At 76.0% G+C, this 24,615-nt stretch carries 23 protein-coding genes and 3 tRNA genes; 15 read left to right on the top strand and 11 right to left on the bottom strand.

The features are described from left to right. The first annotated feature begins 7 nt into the window (after positions 1-7). From ACR80Q_RS03365 to ACR80Q_RS03355, 3 genes are read left to right on the top strand one after another with little or no spacing between them, the layout of a single operon-like run. The gene (locus ACR80Q_RS03365) at positions 8-1,249 is read left to right on the top strand and encodes a sensor histidine kinase (protein WP_435376150.1); all 1,242 of its coding nucleotides are present in this window, start codon (positions 8-10) and stop codon (positions 1,247-1,249) included. Then, positions 1,246-1,917 carry a response regulator gene (locus ACR80Q_RS03360; RefSeq protein ID WP_435376149.1) on the top strand — a complete coding sequence of 224 codons (672 nt, stop codon included), beginning with the start codon at positions 1,246-1,248 and terminating at the stop codon, positions 1,915-1,917. The genes ACR80Q_RS03365 and ACR80Q_RS03360 overlap by 4 nt, the downstream gene beginning before the upstream one ends. 34 nt (positions 1,918-1,951) lie before the next feature. After that, the gene (locus ACR80Q_RS03355; protein ID WP_435376148.1) at positions 1,952-3,097 is read left to right on the top strand and encodes an adenosine deaminase; all 1,146 of its coding nucleotides are present in this window, start codon (positions 1,952-1,954) and stop codon (positions 3,095-3,097) included. Here the strand turns inward: ACR80Q_RS03355 and ACR80Q_RS03350 are convergent. Both ACR80Q_RS03350 and ACR80Q_RS03345 read right to left on the bottom strand, forming a co-directional pair. Next, on the bottom strand, positions 3,054-4,112 hold the full coding sequence (locus tag ACR80Q_RS03350; protein WP_435376147.1) for a UDP-N-acetylmuramate dehydrogenase: 1,059 nt from the start codon (positions 4,110-4,112) through the stop codon (positions 3,054-3,056). The two genes, ACR80Q_RS03355 and ACR80Q_RS03350, sit on opposite strands and share 44 nt — an antisense overlap. Next, positions 4,109-5,476, bottom strand: coding sequence for an MFS transporter (locus tag ACR80Q_RS03345; RefSeq protein WP_435376146.1), 1,368 nt, complete (start codon positions 5,474-5,476; stop codon positions 4,109-4,111). The genes ACR80Q_RS03350 and ACR80Q_RS03345 overlap by 4 nt, the downstream gene beginning before the upstream one ends. A 132-nt stretch (positions 5,477-5,608) precedes the next feature. On the opposite strand from ACR80Q_RS03345, the gene ACR80Q_RS03340 reads away from it, so the two are divergent. Next, positions 5,609-6,694, top strand: a complete 1,086-nt coding sequence (locus tag ACR80Q_RS03340) for a LacI family DNA-binding transcriptional regulator (protein WP_435376145.1) — start codon at positions 5,609-5,611, stop codon at positions 6,692-6,694. Positions 6,695-6,740: 46 nt separating this feature from the next. On the opposite strand, the gene ACR80Q_RS03335 is transcribed toward ACR80Q_RS03340, so the two are convergent. From ACR80Q_RS03335 to ACR80Q_RS03315, 5 genes are all read right to left on the bottom strand, one after another. Beyond that, a complete protein-coding gene (locus tag ACR80Q_RS03335) occupies positions 6,741-7,169 on the bottom strand; it encodes a MaoC/PaaZ C-terminal domain-containing protein (protein ID WP_435376144.1) in 429 nt (142 codons plus the stop codon). Further along, positions 7,166-7,603, bottom strand: coding sequence for an FAS1-like dehydratase domain-containing protein (locus ACR80Q_RS03330; RefSeq protein ID WP_435376143.1), 438 nt, complete (start codon positions 7,601-7,603; stop codon positions 7,166-7,168). The genes ACR80Q_RS03335 and ACR80Q_RS03330 overlap by 4 nt, the downstream gene beginning before the upstream one ends. 23 nt (positions 7,604-7,626) lie before the next feature. Further along, on the bottom strand, positions 7,627-7,797 hold the full coding sequence (gene rpmG / locus ACR80Q_RS03325; protein ID WP_380167053.1) for a 50S ribosomal protein L33: 171 nt from the start codon (positions 7,795-7,797) through the stop codon (positions 7,627-7,629). Between the two features lie 51 nt (positions 7,798-7,848). Next, positions 7,849-7,922 (bottom strand) — tRNA-Met (locus ACR80Q_RS03320). 33 nt (positions 7,923-7,955) lie between these two features. Beyond that, positions 7,956-8,027 (bottom strand) — tRNA-Thr (locus tag ACR80Q_RS03315). 146 nt (positions 8,028-8,173) lie between these two features. On the opposite strand from ACR80Q_RS03315, the gene ACR80Q_RS03310 reads away from it, so the two are divergent. Continuing rightward, complete coding sequence (locus ACR80Q_RS03310) at positions 8,174-10,027, top strand: hypothetical protein (RefSeq protein WP_435376142.1); 1,854 nt, start codon at positions 8,174-8,176, stop codon at positions 10,025-10,027. 46 nt (positions 10,028-10,073) lie between these two features. Here the strand turns inward: ACR80Q_RS03310 and ACR80Q_RS03305 are convergent. Next, a tRNA-Tyr gene (locus tag ACR80Q_RS03305) sits at positions 10,074-10,155 on the bottom strand. A 111-nt stretch (positions 10,156-10,266) separates the two neighbouring features. Here ACR80Q_RS03305 and ACR80Q_RS03300 point away from each other — a divergent pair. Then, on the top strand, positions 10,267-10,761 hold the full coding sequence (locus tag ACR80Q_RS03300; protein WP_435376141.1) for a YajQ family cyclic di-GMP-binding protein: 495 nt from the start codon (positions 10,267-10,269) through the stop codon (positions 10,759-10,761). On the opposite strand, the gene ACR80Q_RS03295 is transcribed toward ACR80Q_RS03300, so the two are convergent. Then, on the bottom strand, positions 10,748-12,052 hold the full coding sequence (locus ACR80Q_RS03295; RefSeq protein WP_435376432.1) for a hemolysin family protein: 1,305 nt from the start codon (positions 12,050-12,052) through the stop codon (positions 10,748-10,750). The genes ACR80Q_RS03300 and ACR80Q_RS03295 overlap by 14 nt on opposite strands. Positions 12,053-12,289: 237 nt before the next feature. Here ACR80Q_RS03295 and ACR80Q_RS03290 point away from each other — a divergent pair, with 237 nt between their 5' ends. Together ACR80Q_RS03290 and ACR80Q_RS03285 are read left to right on the top strand one after the other, a co-directional pair. After that, positions 12,290-12,961 carry a DUF3159 domain-containing protein gene (locus ACR80Q_RS03290; protein ID WP_435376140.1) on the top strand — a complete coding sequence of 224 codons (672 nt, stop codon included), beginning with the start codon at positions 12,290-12,292 and terminating at the stop codon, positions 12,959-12,961. 57 nt (positions 12,962-13,018) lie between these two features. After that, positions 13,019-13,636 (top strand): helix-turn-helix domain-containing protein, encoded by a 618-nt coding sequence (locus tag ACR80Q_RS03285; protein ID WP_435376139.1) that lies wholly within the window; start codon positions 13,019-13,021, stop codon positions 13,634-13,636. 194 nt (positions 13,637-13,830) lie between these two features. Here ACR80Q_RS03285 and ACR80Q_RS03280 read toward each other — a convergent pair whose 3' ends face one another. Beyond that, positions 13,831-14,847: a DMT family transporter gene (locus ACR80Q_RS03280; protein WP_435376138.1), complete on the bottom strand. Its 1,017-nt coding sequence runs from the start codon at positions 14,845-14,847 to the stop codon at positions 13,831-13,833. Positions 14,848-15,071: 224 nt separating this feature from the next. Between ACR80Q_RS03280 and ACR80Q_RS03275 the strand changes: the two genes are divergently transcribed. Further along, entirely contained in the window at positions 15,072-15,515 is a 444-nt protein-coding gene (locus tag ACR80Q_RS03275) for a DUF1801 domain-containing protein (protein ID WP_435376137.1), read from the top strand. Positions 15,516-15,599: 84 nt separating this feature from the next. On the opposite strand, the gene ACR80Q_RS03270 is transcribed toward ACR80Q_RS03275, so the two are convergent. Then, positions 15,600-17,819 (bottom strand): RecQ family ATP-dependent DNA helicase, encoded by a 2,220-nt coding sequence (locus ACR80Q_RS03270; RefSeq protein WP_435376136.1) that lies wholly within the window; start codon positions 17,817-17,819, stop codon positions 15,600-15,602. Positions 17,820-18,067: 248 nt separating this feature from the next. Between ACR80Q_RS03270 and ACR80Q_RS03265 the strand changes: the two genes are divergently transcribed. From ACR80Q_RS03265 to ACR80Q_RS03240, 6 genes are all read left to right on the top strand, one after another. Then, the gene (locus ACR80Q_RS03265; protein WP_435376135.1) at positions 18,068-20,254 is read left to right on the top strand and encodes a chorismate-binding protein; all 2,187 of its coding nucleotides are present in this window, start codon (positions 18,068-18,070) and stop codon (positions 20,252-20,254) included. Positions 20,255-20,407: 153 nt separating this feature from the next. Then, positions 20,408-22,138 (top strand): sensor histidine kinase, encoded by a 1,731-nt coding sequence (locus ACR80Q_RS03260; protein WP_435376134.1) that lies wholly within the window; start codon positions 20,408-20,410, stop codon positions 22,136-22,138. Continuing rightward, positions 22,135-22,593: a roadblock/LC7 domain-containing protein gene (locus ACR80Q_RS03255; RefSeq protein ID WP_435376133.1), complete on the top strand. Its 459-nt coding sequence runs from the start codon at positions 22,135-22,137 to the stop codon at positions 22,591-22,593. The genes ACR80Q_RS03260 and ACR80Q_RS03255 overlap by 4 nt, the downstream gene beginning before the upstream one ends. Next, complete coding sequence (locus tag ACR80Q_RS03250) at positions 22,590-22,913, top strand: DUF742 domain-containing protein (RefSeq protein WP_435376132.1); 324 nt, start codon at positions 22,590-22,592, stop codon at positions 22,911-22,913. Before ACR80Q_RS03255 ends, ACR80Q_RS03250 begins: the two co-directional genes overlap by 4 nt. Beyond that, positions 22,894-23,505, top strand: a complete 612-nt coding sequence (locus ACR80Q_RS03245; protein ID WP_435376131.1) for a GTP-binding protein — start codon at positions 22,894-22,896, stop codon at positions 23,503-23,505. Before ACR80Q_RS03250 ends, ACR80Q_RS03245 begins: the two co-directional genes overlap by 20 nt. Before the next feature lie 39 nt (positions 23,506-23,544). Then, a complete protein-coding gene (locus tag ACR80Q_RS03240; protein ID WP_435376130.1) occupies positions 23,545-24,600 on the top strand; it encodes a CopD family protein in 1,056 nt (351 codons plus the stop codon). Positions 24,601-24,615: the final 15 nt, after the last annotated feature.

Genomic DNA, 24,615 nt, shown 5'->3' with positions numbered 1-24,615 from the left:
CGGGCTCGTGACCCCCTCACCGGCGCCGGGCGCCGCCGTCGCGGAGCGGGACGCCTGGGACCGGGCGGTCCCCCACGCCTGGGACCGCGCGGTCGTGGGCTGGCACACCGCGTTCTGGGTGGTCCTGGGCCTCACGGTGCTCTCCCTGCTCCTGGACGGCGGGACCCGCGGCGGCCGGGCGGTGGCCGGCGCGGGTGCCCTGGGCGCCCTCGCGCTGGCCTACGCCGTGCTGGGCGGCCCGGCCGCCCGCGACCGCTCCCAGTGGCGGGCCCTCGGCTACCTGGGCGTCCTCGTGGTCGCGCTGCCGGTGCTGCTGTGGGTCAGCGGCGGGGGTACCTCGTTCCTGCTGTTCCTGGCCTACCCGCAGGTCTGGATGCTGGTCGAGGGCCGGCTGCGGGCGTCCGTGGCCACGGCGGTGGTGTCGCTGGCCGCGCTGACCGGCTTCGTGCTCGCCGCCGGCGGTGACGTCGGGTCCCTGCGCACCGCCGGTGTCGCGATCGTGGTCAGCTTCCTGTTCAGCCTGACGCTCGGCCTGTGGTTCAGCTCGGTCGTCGAGCAGTCGGCCGACCGGGCGGACCTCATCGCCCAGCTGGAGTCGACCCGCACCGACCTGGCCGCCGCCGAGCGGGCGGCGGGCGCCGCCCAGGTGCAGGCCTCGATGGCCCGCGACATCCACGACACGCTCGCCCAGGGGTTCACGAGCCTGGTCATGCTGTCGCAGGTGGCCCGGCGCGAGCTGGTCTCGTCGCCGCCGGAGGTCGTCGCGGGGCGGCTGGAGACCATGGAGGAGGTCGCCCGCACCAACCTGGCCGAGGCCCGGGCCCTGGTCGCGGCCTTCTCACCCGTCGACGTCCACGGGAGCGACCTCGCCGGCGCGCTCGGGCGGCTGGCGGACCGGTTCGCGACCGAGACGGGCACCACCGTCGAGGTCGACGTCGACGACTCGCTGGAGGACGTGCTGACGCCGGAGACCGCGGTGGTGCTGCTGCGCAGCGCCCAGGAGGGCCTGGCCAACGTGCGCAAGCACGCGGCCGCCCGCACCGTGGGGCTGCGGCTGCACCGCGACCCCGCCGGTCCGCTGCGGCTGGAGGTCACCGACGACGGGGTCGGCTACGACCCCGACCGGCAGGGGGCGGGCTTCGGGCTGGACGGGCTGCGCGCCCGCGCCGGTGACGTGGGCGGCACGGTCGGTCTGGACCCGGTCACCGGGGGCGGGACCCGCCTGGCCGTCGAGGTGCCGAGCCGATGACCGCCCCGGACCGGGCGGCCGCCGAGGAGCAGGCCGGCACCGGGACGACCGGCGTCACCGTGCTGGTCGCCGACGACCACCCGGTGGTCCGGGCCGGCATCGTCGCGCTGCTGGGTCTCGAACCGGACCTGGAGGTCGTGGGTGAGGCCGCCGACGGTCACGAGGCCGTCCGGCTGCACCAGGAGCTCGACCCGGACGTGCTGCTCACCGACCTGCGGATGCCCGGCCTCGACGGCACGGACGCCACCGAGGCGATCCTGCGGCGCGACCCGGGGGCCGCGGTGCTGGTCCTCACCACGTACGACTCCGACGCCGACATCCTGCGCGCGGTCGAGGCCGGAGCGCGGGGCTACCTGCTCAAGGACTCGGGCCAGGAGGTCCTGGTCGCCGGCGTCCGGGCGGCGGCCCGCGGCGAGACCGTGCTCGCGCCCGCCGTCGCGGCACGCCTGCTGCACCGGGTCCGGGCCCCGGCGGCACCGCACCTGACGGCCCGGGAGACCGAGGTGCTCCGAGGCGTCGCCGAGGGCTGGAGCAACGCCGAGATCGGCCGACGCCTGTACATCGGCGAGGCGACCGTCAAGACCCACCTGCTGCGGGTGTTCGCCAAGCTGGACGTCGACGACCGCACCCGGGCCGTGGTCGTCGCCTCCCGCCACGGCCTGCTGTAGCCGCTCCCCTGCGCCCGGCTGGCAGGATCGCCCGGTGCCGGACACCGCGACCCCCGACCGGGGCACCACCCCCCGGGGGCGGCGCGACCTGCGGGCGCTGCCCAAGGCGCACCTGCACCTGCACTTCACCGGGTCGATGCGACCGCAGACCCTGTCGGAGCTGGCGCAGCGGCACGACCTGCCGCTGCCGGAGCTGCTGCGCGAGCACCACCTGCTCCGGGTGCCCGCGGACGAGCGGGGCTGGTTCCGGTTCCAGCGGCTGTACGAGGCGGCGCGGGCCTGCGTGCGCGACGAGTCCGACATGCGCCGCCTCGTCCACGAGGCGGCCGCCGACGACGCGGCCGAGGGGTCCCGCCGGCTCGAGCTGCAGATCGACCCGACGTCCTACGCGCCGCTGGTCGGGGGGCTGACGCCGGCCCTGGAGATCGTGCTGGACGCCGCCCGGGAGGCCGGCGCCGCCACCGGCTGCCAGGTCGCGGTGGTGGTGGCCGCCAGCCGGGTCCGGCACCCGCTGGACGCGCGCACGCTGGCCCGCCTGGCGGCCCGGCACGTCGGGGACGGTCCCGGCCAGGTCGTGGGGTTCGGTCTGAGCAACGACGAGCGGCGTGGCGACACGGCCGCGTTCGCCCCCGCGTTCGCCATCGCGCGACGGGCCGGGCTCGCGTGCGTGCCGCACGGCGGCGAGCTGCTGGGCGCCGAGCACGTCGACCACGTGCTGGACACGCTGCACCCGGACCGTCTCGGCCACGGCGTCCGCAGCGTCGAGGACCCGCGGACCCTGGACCGCGTGGTCGCCGCCGGGGTGGGCCTGGAGGTGTGCCCCGCGAGCAACGTCGGGCTGGGGGTCTACCCGACCGCGGCCCACGTCCCGCTCGGGGCGCTGCTGGCCGCCGGCGCCGCCGTCGCGCTGGGCGCCGACGACCCCCTGCTGTTCGGCTCGCGGCTCACCGCCCAGTACGAGGTCGCCCGGGACGTCGCGGGCCTGACCGACGAGGCCCTGGCCGAGCTGGCCCGGCACAGCCTGCGGCTGTCGTGCGCCCCGACCGACGACGTCCGCCGCTGGCTCGGTGAGGTGGACCGGTGGCTCGCCGCCCCGCCGCCGCAGGAGCCGGGCGGACGTCCGGGCGGCGAGCAGGTCAGAGCGTCAGACCCACGAACCGCGGCTCCGGCACCAGGGTGACGCCGAACCGGGTCCGCACGGCGTCACGCACCTGACGGGCCAGCCCGACCACGTCCGCCGCGCTGGCCCCGCCCCGGTTGGTCAGGGCCAGGGTGTGCTTGGTCGAGACCGCCGCGGGTCCCGGCAGGCCGAAGCCCTTGCCGATGCCGGCGTGCTCGATCAACCAGGCCGCGGGCAGCTTGACCATCCCGTCCCCGGTGGGCCAGCCGGGCGCGTCCACCAGCGCGGCCGGCAGGTCGGCGACCGGCATGACGGGGTTGGTGAAGAAGGAGCCCGCGCTCCAGGTGTCGTGGTCGTCGGGGTCCAGGACCATGCCCTTGCCCTTGCGCAGCGCCAGCACCGCGTCGCGGACCTCGGCCAGCGGGGCGCGCTCCCCCACCGCGACGCCGACCCGCCCCGCCAGCTCGGCGTAGCGGACCGGGGCGGACAGGTCGGCCAGCAGCAGCTGGAACGACACCCGGAGCACGACGTAGCGGTCCATCCCGTCGGGCCCGGTCGAGGCGGCGCGCTTGAGCACCGAGTCGCGGTAGCCGAAGGCGCAGTCCCGGTTGGCCAGGGTGCGCACCCGCTGCTCGACCCGGTCCCACACCTGCACGGTGGCCACGGTGTCCGCGACCTCGGCCCCGTAGGCCCCGACGTTCTGCACCGGGGTGGCGCCGACGCTGCCCGGGATGCCGGACAGCGCCTCCAGGCCCGCCCAGCCGTGGGCGACCGCCAGCGCGACGAGCTGGTCCCAGTCGGCGCCGGCCTGCACCACGAGGTCGGCGCCCCCGCAGGCGTCCGCGCCCCCGACGGCCACCCCCCCGCCGGGCGGGACCGCGACCTGCACCACGGTGCCGTCGAAGCCGTCGTCGGACACCACGAGGTTGGACCCGCCCGCCACCAGCAGCAGCCGCTCGCCGCGCGCGTCGACGTCCTGGACGGCGGCGAGCAGCTCGTCGCTGTCGTGGGCCACGACCAGCCGGGCGGCGGGTCCGCCGACCCGCAGCGTGGTCAGGTCGGCGAGGGAGCTCACCGGGTCAGGCTAGGCGACCGCTCGCCGTCCTGGTCGCAGCCGTCGCGCCCGCTCCCGCCCGCCGCCGGTCCGTCCCGCACGTCCCGCTCGGTCCCGTCGGTCCCGTCGGTCGCGTCGGTCCCGTCGGTCGCGTCGGTCCCGTCGGTCGGGGGACGCATGGACGCCGCGGTGCAGAACGCCAGCAACGCCGCGCCGCAGGCGGTGAGCAGGGCCAGGTCGGTGCCGAACGCCTCGCCCAGCAGGCCGACCAGGGGCGGCCCGGCCAGGAACGCCGTGTAGGCGACCGACGCGACGACCGACACGCGCATCGCGGCCCGGACCGGGTCGTCGGCGGCGGCGGTCATGCCGACGGGGAAGCCCAGGCTGACCCCGACGCCCCAGAGCACGGCGCCGACGGCCGCGCCGAGCACGCCGGGGACGAACACGACGCAGAGCACGCCGAGGGCGACCATGGCGGCCATGACCAGCAGCGGCCGGTAGCGGCCGTAGCGGTCCAGCAGCACCGGGCCGGCGAACCGGCCGACCATGACCGAGGCCAGGAACACCCAGTACATCGACGTGCCGACCCACTCCTGCGCCCCCCGGGAGTCGATCACCGCGATCGCCAGCCAGTCCCCGGCGATCCCCTCGGCCAGCGCGAAGCCGAGCATGGTGACCCCGATGAGCAGCGTGCGCGGGTCGGTCCAGGCGTCGCGCAGCGAGTAGGCCCGGACCGGGCCGCCGTCGTCGCCCGCGGTCGCGGTGCGGGCGGCGTGCTCCGCGGTCGCACCTCGCGCGCCCAGCTCGGCGGGCAGGAAGTTGCGCACCGCCAGGGCCGCGCCGACGAGGACGACGCCGGACACCACCAGCAGGTGGGGCCCTCGCCCGATGGACAGGTACGTCGCGAGCACGGCGCCGGTGGCCCCGAGGACCGTCCCCACGCTCCACAGGCCGTGGAAGCGCGGCATGATCGTGATGCCCAGCCGGCGCTCGACGTCGGCGGCCTCCACGTTCATCGCGACGTCCCAGGCACCGTTGGCGAAGCCCCAGGCGAACAGCGACAGCGCCAGCACCAGCCGGTCGGGGGCGAACCCCGCGGCGGCGACGCCCAGCGCGCCCAGGACGGCCGCGACCACGATCACCGGGCGCACGCCCAGGCGCTGGACCAACGACCCCGCCGTCGGCAGCGCGAGCACCGAGCCGACCGACGCCGCGAGCAGCGTGATGCCCAGCTGCTCGGGGCTGAGCCCCAGGTCGTCCCGCACGGCGGGCAACCGCGCCAGCAGGGACGACAGCAGCAGGCCGTTGACGGCGAAGACGGCGTACACCGAGTTGCGGGCCGCGGTGACAGCGGTCCGCTCGGACAGGGAGGTGGTGGCGCTCACGGCAGGTTCCTCGTGCTCGACGTCGGTTGGCGGTCGGTGGGCCGGACCGCCAAGGTCGAATCGATTCGATCGCGACCCGGCGATGCTACGTCACACTGGTCGAGGAGCCAACCCGTCCACCCCGAGGAGCCCATGCCCGCGCAGCCGAACGACCGCCGTCCCGGCGGCCGGGCCACCCTCAGCGACGTCGCCGCCGCGGCCGGGGTCTCGCGGTCGACGGCGTCGTTGGCGTTCTCCGGCGCGGGTCCCGTCGCCGGTGCCACCCGTGAGCGGGTGATGTCCGCCGCCCGGGAGCTCGGCTACGCGGGCCCCGACCCCACCGCCGCCTCGCTGCGGCGGGGGCGCTCGGGGGTCGTCGGGGTCGTGGTCGGCGAACGGCTCCGCGACGCCTTCCGGGACCCGTACGTCGTGACGATGCTCGACGGCCTGGTGGACGTCCTGGCCGGCGAGGGGCTGGCCATCCTGCTGCTGCCGATGACCCACGACGTCAGCGCGCCCCCCGCCGAGCAGTACCGGGCCGCGGCGATGGACGCCCTCGTGTTCGCCACCGGAGGCCTCGCCGACGACCCCGCGCTGGCGGTGGCCACGGGGCGCGGCGTGCCGGTGGTCGCCGTGGAGGGCCCGGACGTGCCCGGGGCGTCGATGGTGCGCATCGACGACCGAGCGGGGACGGCCGCCGCGGTCCGTCACCTGGTGGGGCTCGGGCACCGCGACGTCGCCGTGGTGACGATGCCCTGGCGCCTGGACGGGCACGAGGGTCCGCTGGCGGCCGGTCGCCGGTCGGGCGGCGGCTTCGCGGACAACGTCAACCGCCTGGACGGCGTGCACGACGTGCTGACACCCGTCGCGGTGTGGGAGACGTCGGCCAACGCCGTCGAGCAGGGACGCACGGCCGCGCTGCACCTGCTGCAGGGCCCGGCCGACGCCCGCCCCACCGCCGTCGTGGCGCAGTCGGACGTGCTGGCCGCGGGGGTGGTCCAGGCCTGCTCCGAGCTGGGCCTGCGGGTGCCGGAGGACGTCAGCGTGGTCGGCTTCGACGGGGTGTCGATCCCGTGGCTCGCCCCGCACGAGCTCACCACGCTGGTGCAGCCCGTGGTGGACAAGGCCCGGCGCACCGCCGAGGCCGTCCTGGCCCGCCTCGCCGGCGGAGGTCGGACCGACACGACGCTGCAGGTCAGGCTCCGCCTGGGCACGACGACCGGGCCTGCTGCCCGCTGAGCGGGGCACGGCCGCCCGACGCCGCCGTACGGCGCGGCCGGGCCCGTCAGGCCAGGGCGAGGGTGGCGCGGGTCTTCGTGAGCACCGTCGCCCCGTTGCAGGTGACGGTCAGGTCCACCACGACGCGGCGGGTCCCGGGGTCGGTCGAGCGGACGGTGCCGCTCACCTCCACCGTGACGCTGCCGGGGTCGGGGACCACGACGGGGCGGGTGAACCGGGTGGAGTACCCGACCACGGCCGTCGGGTCGCCGGCCCACTCGGTGAGCAACCGGGAGGCGGCGCCCATGGTCAGCATCCCGTGGACGATGACCCCAGGGAGGCCCACCTCGGTGGCGACCCGGTCGCTGTAGTGGATGGCGTTGAAGTCGCGGCTGGCGGCGGTGTAGCGCACCAGCCCGTCACGGTCGAAGCGGCAGCTGGTCGCGGGCAGCGTGTCCCCGACGGCGACGCCGTCGAAGCCGCGGCGCGCGCTCACCGGTGCACCAGCAGGGCCGTGACGGTGCTGCGCGGCTCCCCGGCGACGGTGGCGACCTCGGTCACCAGCGTCAGCATGGAGGCACCCGCGGCCGGTCGGACGCCGGCCACGGTCATCGTCGCGGTCAGCTCGTCACCGGCCACGATCGGGGCGTGGTGCACGAACGTCTGCTCCCCGTGCACGATCCGGGAGTACTCCAGGTCCACCGTGGGGTCGGCCATCATGGCGTCGGTCGCGGGCTGCGCGACGACGACCGCGAAGGTGGTCGGGGCCACGACGTCGACGAACCCCGCCTCGCGTGCGGCCACCTCGTCGTGGTGCAGGGGGTGGTCCGCACCGAGCGCCTCCGCGAACTGCCGGACCACCTCACGCCCGACCACGTAGGTGGCCGGGGCGGAGTAGCGGCGGCCGGCCAGCGCGGCGTCGTCGGTCACGGGACGTGCGGCCGCGACCTCGCTCAGCGGGTCTCGCGGTGAGGGGTGTGCTTGCTGCAGCGGGGGCAGAACTTCGCGAGGTCGAGCCGGTCGGGGTCGTTCCGCCGGTTCTTCTTCGTGATGTAGTTCCGCTCCTTGCACTCGGTGCACGCCATGGTGATCTTGGGACGCACGTCAGCGCTCTTGGAGGCCATCTCGGGAACCTTTCAACGATCTTCTCGGCGGTCGTGCCTGGGGACGGTCGGTAGCGGTGATCGGACTTGAACCGACGACCTAACGATTATGAGTCGTTCGCTCTAACCAACTGAGCTACACCGCCTTGGTCGGGCGTCTGCACCCAGACACCCGTCAGAGCCCCGATAGGGATTTGAACCCTAGACCTTCTCCTTACCATGGAGATGCTCTACCACTGAGCTATCGGGGCAACGACGAAAAGGGTACAGGACCCCACGGCGTGCTCGCGCACACCGCGGAGGCACCGCGGCGCCACCGGGTCCGTGGCCGATCCGTGACCGCGCCGACACCGCCGCGTCACCAGACATCGCTCTGGGTGAGGGACAATCCGAGACGATGGACACCACGATCGACGCCTCCCGGGAGCATCCCGCGACGCCCACCTCCGGCTCGGGCTCGACCTCCACCACCGCCTCGCGCGGGCGCACAGGACGCAGCCGGCCCGCCGGCGCCGCCCGTCCCTGGCAGTGGGTGCTCGGCCTGGGTGCCACCGCCGCGGTCAACGGCGCGCTGAGCCTGGACGCCGTCGCGCCGGTGCAGACCAAGGACGAGATCGGCTACCTGATGGCCGCCCGGCTGCTCGGCGGCGGCGGCGGGGCCGACCTGATCATGCCGCCGCACGCGGGCGGCTACTCCGCCGGCTGGGGCGCGTTGGTGGCACCGCTGTGGCGCGTGGTCGACGACCCCGTCCGGTTCATGCACCTGACGGTGGCGTTCAACGTCCTGCTCGCCACCCTGGCGGTCGTGGTGTGGGCGGCCGTGGCCCGCCGCCTCGGCGCGACGCCCCGGGCGGCGCTGGCCGTCGCGGTGGTCGTCGGCATCGCCCCCGGCCGGGCGCTGTACACCGGGTACGCGCTGCCGGAGGCGCTCCTCGGCGTGCTCGTCGCGACGGCGTTCCTGCTGGTGCTGCGGCTGTACGACGACGGCACCGGACGCAGCCCCGCCTCCGGGGCCCCGCTCGAGCCCGTCGCGAGCCGGACCGGGACGGCGTTCGCCCTGGCCGCGCTGACCGGCTACCTGTCGCTCGTGCACTCCCGCTTCCTGCCGACCGTCGGCCTGCTGGTGCTGGTCCTGGCCTGGTGGGCGTGGCGGGTCCGCCCGCGCACCGGGCCCCTGGTGGTGGCCGTCGCCGCGGTCGGCGCGGTCGCCGGGGTCGTCGGCAACCGGCTCGTGGAGGCGGCCCTGTACGGGGAGGTCGACCGGTTCTCCGCGGCGGGCGACCAGATCGGCCAGCTCCACATCGGGTTCATGACGTCGCTGACCATCGGCCAGGCCTGGTACGGCGCGGTGGCCTGGGGCGGGCTGACCGTCGTCGGCGTCATCTGGGCCGCGCGCCGCGCCCTGGGCGAGTGGCGGGAACGGACCCCCGGCCCCTGGGCCGTGCTGCTGCTGGTGACCGCCGCGCAGCTGGTCATCGCCGCGTCCTACCTGTCCACCCGTCTCACGGTCGGCGCCGGCCGGCTCGACCAGGTCGTCTACGGCCGGTACACCGACCCGATCTGGGCGCTGCTGGCCGTCGTGGGCCTCACGGTGCTCGTGACGCGGCGGCTGGACCGGACCATCTGGCGCCAGGCGATGCTGGCGGTGCTGCTGCTGGGGACCGCCGTGGCGGTCGTGCTGTTCGCCGTGGGCGGCATCGTCCGTGGCCTGGTGCAGCTGAACGTCCCGGGGATCGAGATGTGGCGCTGGGAGTACGGCGCCGACGACCTGCGGGTCCCCTTCGTCCAGGCGACGGTCGCGGCGCTGGTCCTGCTGGCCGGCATCCGCTGGGCCCAGGTCCGCCGGCTGCCCAGCGCCCTGGTGGTCGGGGTCGTCGCGCTGCTGGCGGTCACCGGGACGTTCGTGGCCGAGCACCGCACCATCGACGAGCGCGACCAGCGGCTGCGCGACCTGTTCACGCTGCGCGAGACCGTGGAGGAGTACCCGTCGGCGCCGGTGATGCTGGTGGTCGACCGACCGCTGCTGCTGACCGGCACCGCGTTCCAGTACTGGCTGGGCGACCGTGACCTGCGGGTCGTCGACCCGGCGCAGGAGATGGTGCGCGTCGAGCCGGGCGAGCTCGTCATCGGCACGCTCGACCCGCGACCGCTGATGATCGGGGCCCCCACCCGGCTGACCGAGATCGACCCGACCTACCGCTACGGCGTGTGGAAGGCCGAGGGCGGCCCTGTCGACCCCGTCGACCGCTGACGGCACGACTGAGCCCCGGGGCGCTCGCGCGCCCCGGGGCTCGGTGTGGCAGGTGAAGGATTCGAACCTTCGAAGGCTATGCCGACGGATTTACAGTCCGCTCCCATTGGCCGCTCGGGCAACCTGCCGGTCGTGCCACGAGGAGCGTGCTCCTGCGCGGCGGTGCGAGGATAGCAAGCCTGGGGACCAGGTCTCGACCGCCCCGGACGCCCACCGCACCCGATCAGGAAGGCATCACCGTGGCCGCGGACTCCTCGTTCGACGTCGTCAGCAAGCTCGACCGCCAGGAGGTCGACAACGCCCTCAACCAGGCGGCCAAGGAGCTCTCCCAGCGCTACGACTTCAAGGGCACCGACGCCTCGGTGCGCTGGTCCGGTGACGACACCATCCGGATCGAGGCCAGCAGCGAGGAGCGGACCACCGCCGCCCTCGACGTGCTGCAGACCAAGCTGATCAAGCGCGGCATCTCGTTGAAGGCCCTGGAGTCCGGGGAGCCCAAGGCCTCCGGCAAGACCTACGTCCTGGACTCCACCCTCAAGGAGGGCCTGAGCCAGGAGATCGCCAAGAAGATCGGCAAGATCGTCCGCGACGAGGGCCCCAAGGGCGTCAAGGCCCAGATCACCGGCGACGAGATGCGGGTCTCGGCCAAGAGCCGCGACGACCTGCAGGAGGTCATCGCCCTGCTCAAGGGCGCCGACCTGGACGTCGCGCTCCAGTTCGTCAACTACCGCTGAGGTCACCGGCCGGCGGCGTGACCCGGACCCGGGACACCCGTCGGCCGTCCATCTCGGTGACGACGAGCTGGTAGCCGTGCAGCCCGACCCGGTCCCCCACCTCGGGCACCCGGTTCATCCTGGCCATCACGAACCCCGCGACGGTCTCGAACCCCGCCTCGCTGCTGCCCGGGTCGAGCACCAGGCCGGGGACGTGGTCCCCGACGTCGTCGACGTGGGTCAGCCCGTCGAGCTCGACGACCCCGGCCGGGAGCTCCGCGCGCTCCACCAGCTGCTCGTCGTACTCGTCACGGATGTCGCCCAGCACCTCCTCGACGAAGTCCTCGAGGGTGACGATGCCCGCGGTGCCGCCGTACTCGTCGACGACGACGGCGAGGTGGACGGCGGCCCTGCGCATGACGCTCATGGCGGTGAGCACCGGCAGGGTCTCGGGCAGGAACGGGACCGCCCGCAGGTTGTCGCGCAGCGGCTCCGCCGCCCGACCCCGACGGACGGCCCCGTACAGGTCGCGCACGTGCACGAACCCGAGCACGTCGTCGGCGCTGTCGCCGACGACGGGGTATCGGGAGTGCGGCTGGTCGACGGCGACGTCGAGGGCACCGCCCACCGACAGCGCCCCGTCCAGGAACGTGACCTCGGTGCGCGGGATCAGGACGTCGCGGACCATCTTGTCGGCCAGGTCGAGCGCCTCGCTGACGATGCGACGCTCGTCGGGGTCGAGGGCCTCGTGCTCGCGGACCAGGGACCGCAGCTCCTCCTCGCCCATCTCCTCACGGCCGGCGTCCGGGTCGCCGCCCAGCAGGCGCACCACCAGGTCCGTCGCCCTCGACAGCAGCCAGATCACCGGACGCAGCACCCGCGCGATGACGTCGAGCGGAGCGGCCGCGAGCAGCGACAGGCCCTCGGCGCGCTGCAGGGCCAGCCGCTTGGGGGCCAGCTCACCCAGCACGAGCGACAGGGCGGCGATGACCAGCGTCACCCCGATGAACGCGGTGGTCTGCGCCGCGCCCTCGCCCAGGCCCAGCCGGACCAGGCCCGGCGCCAGGGCCGGCGCCAGGGTCGCGGCCCCGAACGAGGCGGAGAAGAACCCGGTGACGGTCACGCCCACCTGCACGGCGGACAGGAACCGGTTGGGGTCGGCGGCGAGCAGCGCGACCCGTTCGCCGCGGCCGCCCCGGCGGCGCAGCCCCTCGATCTGGCTGTCGCGCAGGGAGACCAGGGCGATCTCGCTGCCCGCGAACAGCCCCCCGACCAGGATGAAGACCAGGACCAGGGCGGCGTCCAGACCCATGCCGCTCACCGCCGCCGTCGTGCGGGCGGCCGACCCGGCCGCGTCCTCGGCCGGTCCGTCGCGGTGCGGCCGGGGCTTCCGGCTCGTGAGGGCATGACAGCCATCGTAGGTACCGGGCCCCCGGGGTCCCCGGGTCCCGAGCGGCCGCGTGGTGCCCGGGAGCGTCCCGGACCGCCCGGGCCGGCGGCCGGGACGATCGTCCTGGTGGGCTCCGTCCCCGCCGCCTAGCCTCGGGACGTGGCCTCCGACCCCGACAGCCTGGTCCGCCTGCTGGGTGGTCGCACCGGGGCGTTGGACGCCTCCGCCCCGGGGCTCGTGTTCGTCGGGGTCCTGGTCGCGACCGACCAGCTGCGGCTGGCCGTCGTGGTCTCGGTCGTCGTGGCGGCTGCGCTCGGGGCGGTGCGGCTGCTGCGCGGACGGCCCCCACGGGCGGCGCTGCTGGGTCTGCTCGGGACGCTGGCCAGCGCGCTGGTGGTGGCGCGCACGGGCCGGGCCGAGGACTTCTTCCTCCTGCAGCTGCTGGCCAACGGGGTCAGCGCGGTCGCCTGGACGCTGTCGATCTGGCTGCGTCGGCCGCTGCTCGGCCTGGTCGTCGGCGGGGTGCTGCGGCAGCGGACGTCGTGGCGGCAGGACCCCCACCTGGTGCGCGCCTACTCGCTGGCCAGCTGGTGGTGGGTCGGCAGCTACGTGCTGCGCTTCGTGGTCTTCGTCTCGCTGTGGTCGGCGGGTCAGGTCGTCGCGCTGGGCATCACCCGGGCGGCGCTGTCGTGGCCGCTGGTCACCGCCGTCGTCGCCCTCAGCTGGTGGACCGTGCGCCGCGTCCTGCCGGCCGACCACCCCGGGCTGCGGCACCCGCAGGTCGCCGGCTCCGGTCGGGACGTCAGCGAGGACTCCGTCCAGACGCCCTGAGCCGACGCCACGACCTGCTGCTTCGACACAGGGGTCTGCCTGGAGTGCAATGGCGTGATGAGCCCGGAGCCGCCGATGGAGGACCTCGACGCCGTGCTGGAGCGGGTCGGCCCCCGGCTGCGCCGGCTGCGCCAGGAGCGGGGCATGACCCTGTCGGAGCTGTCGTCGGCGACGGGTTTGTCGGTGAGCACGTTGTCGCGGTTGGAGTCGGGCCTGCGCAAGCCGGGCCTGGAGCTGCTGCTGCCCCTGGCCCGCGCGCACCAGGTCCCGCTGGACGAGCTGGTCGACGCCCCACCGGTGGGCGACCCCAGGGTCCGGCTCAGACCCCGGGCGCTGGGGCGGATGACGGTGATCCCGCTGTCCACGCAGCCCGGTGGGTTGCAGGCCTTCAAGATGGTGGTGCCGGTCGCCGACGGCGAGCCCGACCCGCAGACCCACGAGGGCTACGAGTGGGTCTACGTCCTGACGGGTCGGCTGCGGCTGGTGCTGGCCGAGCACGACGTGGTGCTGACCTCGGGCGAGGCCGCCGAGTTCGACACCCGGGTGCCGCACTGGTTCGGGGCCGCGGGCCCGGGCCCCGTCGAGCTGATCAGCCTGTTCGGCCCGCAGGGCGAGCGCGCCCACGTCCGGGCGGCGCCGAGGTCCCGACGCGCGGGGCGACCGAGCGACGCCTGACGGCGTCGCCGAACACCGAGAGCCCGGTGTTGAGCACCACCAACCCGGTGGTCCCCTGCCCGACCCAGCGACGCGCGGCCGCACCTCCGGCCCGACGGAGCGCGGCGTCGATGCTGATGCTGAGCCCGGCCCCGACCAGGACCAGACCGACCGGGGCGAGCACCCAGCCGAGCAGGTCGGTCCCGGCCGGTCGCTCAGCGCTCGTCGCGGCCTGCCCGTGCCCGTGTCCGTCCACCCGCCGAGGGTAGGCGGCGGGCGGACCCGCCGCCGAGCGAGAGGACCACCACCCCGGCGGCCAGCAGCCCGGCCCCGACCCACTGCCACGGCCCCAGCCGCTCCCCCAGCAGCGCGACCGAGAGCACGGTGGCGGTGAGCGGCTCGGCCAGCGTCAGGACCGACGCCGTCCCCGAGGCGGTCCCCCGCAGCCCGGCGAAGAAGAGCCCGTAGGCCAGCGCGGTCGGGACGACGCCCAGGTAGAGCACCAGCGCCACGGTCACCGGGGCCGGCGGCGCGCTCATGCCGACCGTCAGCCCCACGGGCAGCGCCAGCAGCGCCGCCACCACGAACCCCAGCGAGGTCACGCTCTCGCTGGGCACCCGGGCCGCCAGGGAGCGTCCCAGCAGCGTGACGGCGGCGTACCCGGTCGCCGAGGTGCAGGCCAGCACCGCGCCGGCCGCCGTCCGCCCGTCACCGCCGATCGCGCCGCCCCCGGCGCCGACCAGCAGGACGAGCCCGACCACCGCCACCGGGAGGACGACCCGCAACCGGGTGCCGACCCGTTCGCCCAGCAGCAGCGCGGCGCCCCCCGTCACCAGCACGGGGGCCAGGCCGAGGGTGAGCATGGTGGCGACGCTGACGCCGACCGCCTCCACCGCCAGGAAGTAGCACAGCTGGAACAGCGCCAGCCCCGCCCCGACCCCGACCACGCGCCCGGCGTCGGCCGGTCGTCGCGCCAGGGTCACGACGACGGCGAGCAGGTCGCCCAGCCGGCCGCGGGCCGCGTGCAGGGCGAGCAGCACGACGGCGGCGACCACGAGCCGGTAGGCCCCGACGGCGACGGGTGACAGGCCGGACACGTCACCGAGGACGCTGCCGGCCAGCCCACCCGTCCCCCAGCAGACGGCGGCCAGGACCACCAGCAGCGGGCCACGGGACCGGTGGCCCTCGACCGGCAGGGCGGCGGGGCCGGCGGCGGGGCGGTCGTGGCTCACAGGGGTCCTCCGGGCGGCCTGGGCGAGTCTGCGGACGTCGTCTCAGGGGACCCACCGACGGCCGCGCGCTGGTCGGCGCGGGCTGCGCACGTGGCGCGTCGGGCCCCTGTCAGGCGGGCGGCGGAGGGGTGAGGGGGACCACGCGGCGACGGTACCGCCGTCGGGCCCGCAGGACGAGCACGTCGTCCGAGGTGCGGACCCTGCCACCTGGCTAGCATCGTGGCGTGCAGAGCGCGGCGAGCACCCCCGAGGCGTACCTGGCGGCGCTGCCGGACGACCGCCGCGGCGAGGTCGAGGCCGTCCTCGAGGTCGTCCGGGCGAGCATCCGTCCCGGCTTCGAGGAGACCATGGCCTTCGGGATGATCGGCTGGGTCGTGCCGCTGAGCAGGTACCCGGACACCTACGACGGCGCCCCGCTCAGCCACACCGGCCTGGCGATGCAGAAGCGGCACAACGCCCTCTACCTGATGAGCCTGTACGCCGACCCGGACAGCGAGCGCGACTTCCGGGCACGGTGGACCGCCGGTGGGCGTCGCCTGGACATGGGCCGCTCGTGCCTGCGCTACCGCAAGGCGGCCGACCTGGACCTGGACCTGCTGGCCGAGACCGTCGGCCGGTTCGGCGTGGACGACTTCGTGGCGCTGTACGAGCGGTCCCGGGCGCGCTGACCGGCGACGCCCGGGCCGTCGGCCACCGGCTGCTCAGCGGACGAGGACGACCTCCAGGGACAGGTCGGGCGTGGCACGACCCGCCTACCCCGCCGAGCCGAGCACCAGCGGCAGCACCGCCTGCGCCCCGGCCAGGCGCAGCTCGCGCGCGGCCACGGTCAGCGTCCACCGGGAGTCGACGACGTCGTCCACCAGCAGGACCGGGCCGCGCAGGTCGGCGAGCACCTGGGCCGTCGCCGCGGGCACCGCCAGCCGGTCCCAGACCCCGGCGAGGCGGACCGCGGAGTTGCCGCCCGCTCCCCCGGCGGGTCCGCCGTGCTGCAGCTGCAGCTCGCCGAGGTCCTGCAGCCGGCCGACCGATGCCAACCGCGCCCGCAGCGAGGCGACGAGCTGGGGTCGGGCCCGTGACGGGACCCCGACGACGGCCACCGGTCGCTCCGCCCAGTCCCACTCCCGCAGCACCCGGGTCACCGCGCCGAACAGCTCGTCCGCGACCGGCCCGTCGACCGCGCGGCCCTCCTCGTCCCTCGCCGTGGCGCGACGCAGCGCCGCGCCCCAGCCCAGGTCGGTGAACCGGGCCACGGCCCGCCCGTCGGCGGCCCGCTCGGCCTCGGGGATCCGACCTTTGACGTCCACGCCGATGCTCGCCATCCCGGTGGGCCAGGACGTCCGCGCCTCGACGACGACGCCGGGCCGGTTGACGACCTCGTCCATGGCGTCCCGTCCGGCCCCGGTCAGAGCGGTCGGGTACCAGGGCCCCGCGCACACGTCGCAGCGACCGCAGTCGGGCACACCGGCGCCGTCCGGGCCCGGGTCGTCCAGGCGCTCGCGCAGGAACCGCATCCGGCAGACCCCGGTGTCGGAGCGCACGTAGTCGCGCATCGCCTGCTGCTCCTCGGCCCGGGCGGCCTCGACCCGGGCGTAGCGGGCCGACTCGTAGTGCCACTCGGCCCCGGTGGCCACCCAGCCGCCCCGCACCCGTCGCACCACGCCGTCGACGTCGAGCACCTTGAGCAGCAGCTCGAGCTTGTTGCGGCGCAGCTCGACCCGCGGTTCCAGCGCGGGGGTGGACAGCGGCCGGTCGCTGGCCCGCAGCACCTGGAGCACCCGCTCGACGCTGTGCGGGCCGGGGAACGCCATCGAGGCGAACCACGCCCAGATCGACTCGTCCTCGGGCCCGGGCAGCAGCAGGACGTCGGCGTGCTCGACGGCACGTCCCGCACGACCCACCTGCTGGTAGTACGCGATCGGCGAGTCCGGGGCGCCCAGGTGCACCACGAACCCCAGGTCGGGCTTGTCGAAGCCCATGCCCAGCGCCGAGGTGGCGACGAGCGCCTTGACGCTGTTGTCCAGCAGCGCCTGCTCGAGCTGGACCCGCTCCTCGGTGTCGGAGCGGCCGGAGTAGGCGCGCACCTGGTGCCCGGCCGCCCGCAGCGCCTCGGCCACGTCGGTCGCCTGCGACACCGTCAACGTGTAGACGATCCCGGAGCCGGGCAGGTCCCCCAGGTGCTCCGCCAGCCACGGCAGCCGGTCGGCCGCCGGCAGCTGCAGGACACCCAGGCGCAGCGAGTCGCGGCCCAGCGGACCGCGCAGGGTGACGACCTCGTGCTCGTGCCCGACCTGCCCGTCCGCCCCGACCCCGACCGCCAGCTGCTCGGTGACGTCGGTGACGACCCGGGCGTTGGCGGTGGCCGTGGTCGCCAGCACCGGGGTGCCCGCCGGCAACGAGGACAGCAGGTCGCGGATGCGTCGGTAGTCGGGGCGGAAGTCGTGGCCCCAGTCGGACACGCAGTGCGCCTCGTCGACCACGAGCAGGCCGATGCCCTGGGCGAGCTCGGGCAGCCAGTTCTCGCGGAAGTCGGGGTTGTTGAGGCGTTCCGGGCTGACGAGCAGGACGTCGACCTCGCCCGCGGCGAGCTGCTCGCGCACCGAGGCCCACTCGGTGACGTTGCCGGAGTTGACGGTGTGCGCGCGGACCCCGGCCCGGGCCGCCGCCTCGACCTGGTTGCGCATCAGCGACAGCAGCGGGCTGACGATCACCGTCGGACCGGCGCCCACCGCCCGCAGCAACGCCGTGGCGACGAAGTACACCGCCGACTTGCCCCACCCGGTGCGCTGGACCACCAGCACGCGCGAGCGGTCCACCAGCAGGGCGTGGACGGCCTCGAGCTGGTCCTCCCGGAAGTCCGCGTCGTCGCGCGCCGTCAGCCGGCGGAGCACCTCGCGGGCGTCGGCGGGCAGCGTCGCAGGGTCGACGAGCGGGTCGACCGGGACGGAGGGGACGGAGGGGGCAGCAGCGGGCACGTCGACGACGCTAGGCCCTGCCCCGGACAGAGCGACCACCCGGTTGGTCCGGGTGTGGACGGCCCGGTCGGCCCGCCCGACCGTGTGGACGGCCCCGGCCCGGTCCCGCGCGCTCGAGAGCGCTCGGACGACGGACGGAGGAGGTGCACCCGTGACCCACGACGACGGCTGCACCCTCGTCGTGCTGCACGCCGCCGGCGACGCGGGCCCGTGGAGCCACCGGCCGGACCCCGGAATAGTCTCCCCCGGTGCCCCTGGTCTCCGTCCGCAGGCTCGTCGCCCACCCGGTCGACGGCCTGCCCACCGGTCCGGACGGACCGGCCCAGGTCATGCTCGCCCTGGCCGGGCTGGCCGGCACCCGACGGTTGTCGGCCCTCAGCGGCACCTGGAGCGGCACCCCGTTCCTCGTCTCGGCCGACCCGCAGCTGGTCGTGGAGGAGGCGGGCGACGACGAGGACCCGACCGGCCGGGCCCTGGACCTCGAGGCCGTCGTGGCCACGCTGGACTCCGCCCAGGTCCCCCTGACCCGCGACCTGCGCGCCCCGGCCGGCGCGGTGGGCGGCGGCTGGTTCACGCTGCTCGGCCACGCCCTGGGCCGGGCCACCGGCCGGGTGCGGAGCCCGGCACCTGCGGCGGTCGGCCCGCGCCTGCCCGTCGTGGTGTCCTGCTTCCACGACCACGTGCTCCGCTTCGACGGCGAGCGCTGGTGGGCCGAGGCCCTGGACGACGGCGACTCCACCGGGTCCGCCCGCGCGCTGGCCCTCGCCGAGCACGCCCGGGCCGGCGTGGCCGCCGGGTCCCCCGCCGGCGGCCGGCGTCCCGGGACCCGTCTGGAGCGTGCCCCCGACCCGGCCGCGCACATGGCCGCGGTCGAGCAGGTGGTGACGGCGGTCCGCGGCGGCGACATCGCCCAGGCGAACGTGTGCACCCGCTTCGGGCTGCGACTGGCCGACGGTGCGGGGGCGGCCGTGCACGCGTGGACCGACCTGGTCCGCGCCCTCGCCCCGGACCGCGCCGCCCTGATGACCGGCCCGTGGGGGGCCCTGGTCGGTGCCTCGCCGGAGCTGTACCTGCAGCTGCGGGGCGGGGAGGTCCGCTCGGCCCCCATCAAGGGGACCCGCCCGGCCGACGAGGCGGCGGCCCTGCGCACCTCGGCCAAGGACACCAGCGAGAACATCATGATCGTCGACCTGGTCCGCAACGACCTGTCCCGGGTCTGCGAGCCGGGGTCGGTGCGGGTCGAGGAGCTGCTCGCGGTCCGCTCCCACACCGGGGTGTCGCACCTGGTGTCGCAGGTGAGCGGCCGGCTGCTGCCGCGGACCGGTCCGGGCGAGGTGGTCCGGGCCACCTTCCCGCCGGGGTCGGTGACCGGCACCCCGAAGCAGCGGGCCACCGAGGTCACCGACGGGCTCGAACCGGCCGCGCGCGGGGCCCACACCGGGGCGGTCGGGTTCCTGGGGCCCCGGCTGCAGGACCTCGCCGTCACCATCCGCAGCCTCGAGGTCGCGCCGGACGGCACGGCCGCGCTGGGCGTGGGGGGCGGGATCGTCGCGGACTCGACCCCCGCCGAGGAGTGGCTCGAGGTCCTCACCAAGGCGTCCCCGCTGCTGCGGGCCCTGGGGGTGCGGCCGCCGGTCCCCGCCCGCACGACCGCGGCCCGCAAGGGGGTGGCCGACCCGGGGCAGGGGCTGATCGAGACCGTGCTGGCCGTCGACTCCCGCGCCGTCGAGGTCGCCGACCACGTGGCCCGGCTGCACCGTTCGGTGTGGGAGCTGACGGGGCTGACCCTCGCCGAGGACGTCGAGGCCCTGCTCGTGGCGGCCGCCCGGGACGCGGGTCCCGGCGCGCACCGGCTGCGGGTGCGTCAGCCGCTCCCGGTCGTCGGCCGTACGCCCGGCCCCACGGTCGTGGAGGTCGAGCCGGCCGACCGCCCCGTGCCCGCCGACGTCGCCGCCCCCCTGCTGCTGGGGGTGGCCGAGGCACCCGAGCACGGCCTCGAACGGCACAAGTTCGCCGACCGCCGGTGGGTCGGGGCCGCCCTCGCCGCCGGACGCAGCGACACCCCGGACGCCGAGGACGTGGCCCTGCGGACCCGGGCCGGTGAGCTGCTGGAGACCACCCGTACCTGCCTGCTGGCGGTGCTGCCCGCCGACGGCGGGGACGCCCCGACGCTGCTCACCCCGCCGTGCGACGGCCGCGTGCTGCCCGGGGTGACCCGGCAGGTGCTGGTCGACCTGGCCCGGGCCATGGGCTGGCAGGTGCGCCTCGGCGCGCTGGACGACGCCGTGCTGGCCCGGTCGGAGACCCTGCTGAGCGCCAACGCGCTGCGCGGTGCCGGCTGGGTCGGCCGGCTCGGGCCGCACCGCTGGGACGCCCCCTCACCCGCCGCCGTCGCGCTGTCCCGGGCGCTGCTGCAGCGCTGGCGCCTGCTCTGAGCGGACGGCCCCCTGCTCCGATCCGGTGACCGGCGGTGCTCCGATCCGGTGACCGCGGGCGGCCGCACTGATCCGGCGGACCGCGCGCGCCGAAGGGAGGACGAGGCCCTGTCGCCACCCGGGCCGTCCCGACCGACGGAGACGAGGACCCCGATGTCCGCCGCACACCCCATCACCAGGTTCGTGCCCACGGGGAACCTGCTGGCCCCCGACGTGTTCGCCGGCCGGCACCGGCTGCTGGTCCGGATCCTCCTCGCGCACGTCCCCGTGCTGTTCGTCATCGGGGTGGCCCGCGGCTACGACCCGCTGCTGACGGCGCTGGAGGTGCTGCCCGCGCTGCTCGCGGCCGGCGCCGCGTCCTTCGGCGGCCGGCGCCGCCCCCGGCTGCGCGCGGTCCTCGTCACCGCGGGGCTGTCCTGGACGTCGATCGTGCTGGTCCACGTGACGGGTGGGCAGATCGAGTCCCACTTCCACTTCTTCATCGTGCTCGGCTTCATCGCGCTCTACCAGGACTGGCTGCCGTTCACCTGGTACATCGGGTTCACCGCGCTCAGCCACGGCCTCGGCTCGGGCGTCGTCCCCGACCTGGTGTTCAACCACGCCGCCGGGCAGGCGGACCCGTGGCTGTGGTCCGCGATCCACGCCGCCGGGGTGGCGATGCTGAGCATCGGCCTCGTCATCTTCTGGTCCAACACCGAGGCCGAGCAGCGCCGGGCGACGTCGCTGGCGACCGAGCTGAGCGCACGGGACCTGGAGCGCGCCCGCGCCGACATCGCCCAGCGGCAGGCGCAGAGCCAGATGCTGCTCAACCTGGCCCGGCGCAACCAGTCGCTGGTCCAGCGCCAGCTCGACACCATCGAGGTGCTCGAGACCGACGAGCAGCGCCCCGACGTGCTGGACCGGCTGTTCAGCCTCGACCACATGTCGACCCGGATGCGTCGCAACGCCGAGTCGCTGCTGGTGCTGTCCGGCGCGGAGCCGGCCCGGATCTGGCGGGAGCCGGTCCCGCTGACCGACGTGCTGCGCGCCGCGATCAGCGAGGTGGAGGACTACCAGCGGGTCGACCTGCTGCTCGGGGAGGACCCGAGCGTCGAGGGCCGGGCCGCCGCCGACCTGTCCCACCTGTTCGCCGAGCTGGTCGAGAACGCCGCCGCGAGCTCGCCACCGAGCACCCGGGTGCAGGTGTCCGCGGAGACCTCGCCCTCGCGCGACCTCGTCGTGGTCGTCCGCGACCACGGCGTCGGGATGGACGCCGGCACGCTGGCCGAGGCGCGCGCCCTGCTCGGCACCGGGGCCGTCGCCGACTCCGACGCCCACCCCCTGACCCCCGGCGACGCCCGGCTGGGGCTGCAGGTGGTCGGCGCCCTGGCCCGCCGCTACGGGCTCCAGGTGGACCTCGAGGCCGGCCCCGGTGGCACCGCCGTGCAGGTCGTCGTCCCCGCCGGGCTGGTCCTGGAGGAGGAGGTCCCCGTCACCCCGGCGTTCGAGCCGGCGTTCGCGGCCGTCCCGGCCCCCGCCGTCCAGCAGGCCGCCCAGCAGGCCGTGCAGCAGGCGGTGCCGGGACGGCTGCCGGGTCGTCGGTCGCACGGCGTCCCCTCGCAGGCGCAGCCCTCGCGGACCCCGGGCCCCGACCTCTGGACCCCGGGGCCGGCGGTCGCCCCGGCACCGGTCCCTGCGGTCGAGCCCGTGCCCGCGGCCTCGGCCTTCGCGGCCTTCACGTCCCGCCGGCCCGGGCCCGACGCCGATCCCGTACCGGGTGCGACCGAGCAGGGTGTCCCCGCCGGAGGGCTCCCCGCCCTGCCGCGCCGCAACCGTGACGACGAGGTGGCCCAGGCGGCCCCGGTCGACCTCTGGGCCGGCAGCGACGACGGCGGTCAGGCATGAGCGCGACCCCGGTCGCCCCCGACGCGCCGGGCGCCGATCTGGACTGGGTGATGTCCGGGCTGAAGAAGAAGGTCCCCGGCGTCCTGCACGCGCTCACCGCCACCGCCGACGGGCTGCACCTGGCCAGCACCCCCGGCCTGGACCCGGCGACCCAGAAGCTGCTGTCGTCCATCACGTCGGGCCTGGCCAGCCTGACCGCCTCGGCGGCGACCACCTGCGGCGCCGAGCGGCCCGTGCAGACGCTGGTCGAGATCGACCGGGGCTTCATGATCGTGGCCAGCATCGGCGACACCGCCGCCGTCATCGTCCTCACCTCCCGCGACGTCGACCTGGGGCTGGTGGGCTACGAGCTCGGCCTGCTCGTGCAGCGCATCGGCCGGGTGCTCACCCCCGGGCTGCGGGGCACCACCGCTGTGCCGGCGCAGGTGGGGCAGGCCCAGCGGGAGGACCTGTGACCGGCCGGATGGTGCGGCCGTTCGCCATGGTGTCCGGCCGCACCCGCGCCACCCTGCCGCTGGAGTCCCAGGTCCGCGCCACCGACGCCGGTCGGGAGGCCGCGGCCGCGCTGCGCTTCGAGCTGGGCGACGTCGTCCGGCTGTGCCTGGAGCCCCGCTCCGTCGCGGAGGTCGCCGCCCTGCTGCGGCTGCCGCTGGCCGTGGCCCGGATCCTCGTCGCCGACGGTCAGGACTCCGGCTTCCTCATCGTCAGCCGCACCTCCGACCCCCGCTCCCCGGCCTTCCTGGAAGAGGTGCTCCATGCACTCGGCACCCCCTGACCCGCACGAGACCACCCGGACACCGGTCCCCGTCAAGGTGCTCGTCGCCGGCGGCTTCGGCGTCGGCAAGACCACCCTGGTCGGCACCATGTCCGACATCACCCCGCTGCGCACCGAGGCACCCATGACCGCGCTGTCGGTCGGGGTCGACGACACCAGCGCCGTGCAGGACAAGACCACGACGACGGTGGCCCTGGACTTCGGCCGCAGCGCCCTGTCGACCGACCTCGTCCTGTACATGTTCGGCACCCCCGGGCAGGACCGGTTCCTGTTCATGTGGGACGAGCTGGCCACGGGGGCCGTCGGGGCGATCGTCCTGGTCGACACCCGACGCCTGGCCGACGCGTTCGGCCCGGTCGCCTACTTCGAGAAGGCCGGTCTGCCGTTCGTCATCGCGGTCAACCAGTTCCCGGGCTCGGACGCCTACCCCGAGGCGGTCCTGCGCGAGGCGCTAGCGGTCGACCCCGACGTCCCCATCACCACCGGGGACGCGCGGGACCCGGCGTCCTCGCGCCACCTGCTGGTCACCCTCGTCCAGCACGCGCTGGGCCGGGCCCGCACCGCCGGCGGCGTCGCCCAGCCGGTCGGCTGATCGGGTCCCCGTCGTCCCCGCCCCGATGACCCCGCCCCGATGACCCCGCCGTCCGCGAGCCCGCCCCTGCTCGCCCCGGCCGGACCCGGTCCGGTGACGCGCGTCCCGGCCGGGCCGGCGATCGTCGCCGTCGCCGTCCTCGTCACGACGCTCACCGTCGCCACCGCCGTGCTGGCCGCGTGGGCGCTCGGCGCGGGCACGCCGGGGCTGCTGGGCCGGGACGGACCGCCCTGGTGGCTGGCCCCGGCCCTGCGGGCCGGGCGCGACGTCGCCGGTGCGTCGGCCCTCGGTCTGCTGCTGCTCACCGCGGGCGCCGTGTCGGCTCCCGGGGGTGCGGGTTCGGCGTCCGCCCCGGCGTGGACGCCCGCCCACCCCGGCGTCCGGCTCGCCGCCGGTGCGGCCGCGGTCGCCGCGGCCACCGGCGCCGCCCACGTCGTGGTGGCGGGCGCCGCCCTCACCGGTCGTCCCCTGGGGGCGGGTGGGGCCGGGTCGGACCTGCTGGTCCTCATGGGAGCGGTCGGCGGCTACCGGATGCTGGCCTACTCGGCGCTGACCATGCTGGTGGTCGCCGCCGTCGCCGCCCGGGCGCAGCGGCGTCAGACCCTGCTGCGCCTCGCCGCCGCGGCCGCCCTGGCCACGGCCCTGCTGGGCGGGTCCGGGCACGCCGTCGGCCACGGCGCGGCCGTCGGGGCGCTGGCGGTGCACGTCCTGGCCGCGTCCGCGTGGTGCGGCGGCCTGGGGGCGCTGCTCGTCCTGCGCGTCGTCGCCGGGGACGACGTCGCGTCCCTGCTGCCGCGCTTCTCCCGCCTGGCGGGGCTGTGCTTCGCGGCGGTGGCGCTGTCCGGGGTGGTCGCGGTGCTGCTGCGCTGGCACGGCGGCGACCCGGGCCCGGTGTGGTCCGGCCTCGCCGCCGTCAAGGTCGCCCTGCTGCTCGCCCTGGCCGCCGCCGGCCGGCGGCAGCGGCGCCGCGTGGTGGGCCGGGCCAGGGCGGGCCGGCCGGTGCCCTGGTCGGACCTGGTCCGCATCGGCCTGGTCGAGCTCACCCTGATGGGCGTCGCCACCGGCGCCGGGGTCGCGCTGTCGGCCGCGGGCTGAGGCTGCCGCCCCGTC

Origin of the sequence: Aquipuribacter aurantiacus, from assembly GCF_051216895.1 — a bacterium.
Lineage (GTDB): Bacteria > Actinomycetota > Actinomycetes > Actinomycetales > JBBAYJ01 > Aquipuribacter.
Note: the sequence above shows the minus strand (reverse complement) of the source record. Positions and strands in the feature narration are given on the sequence as shown.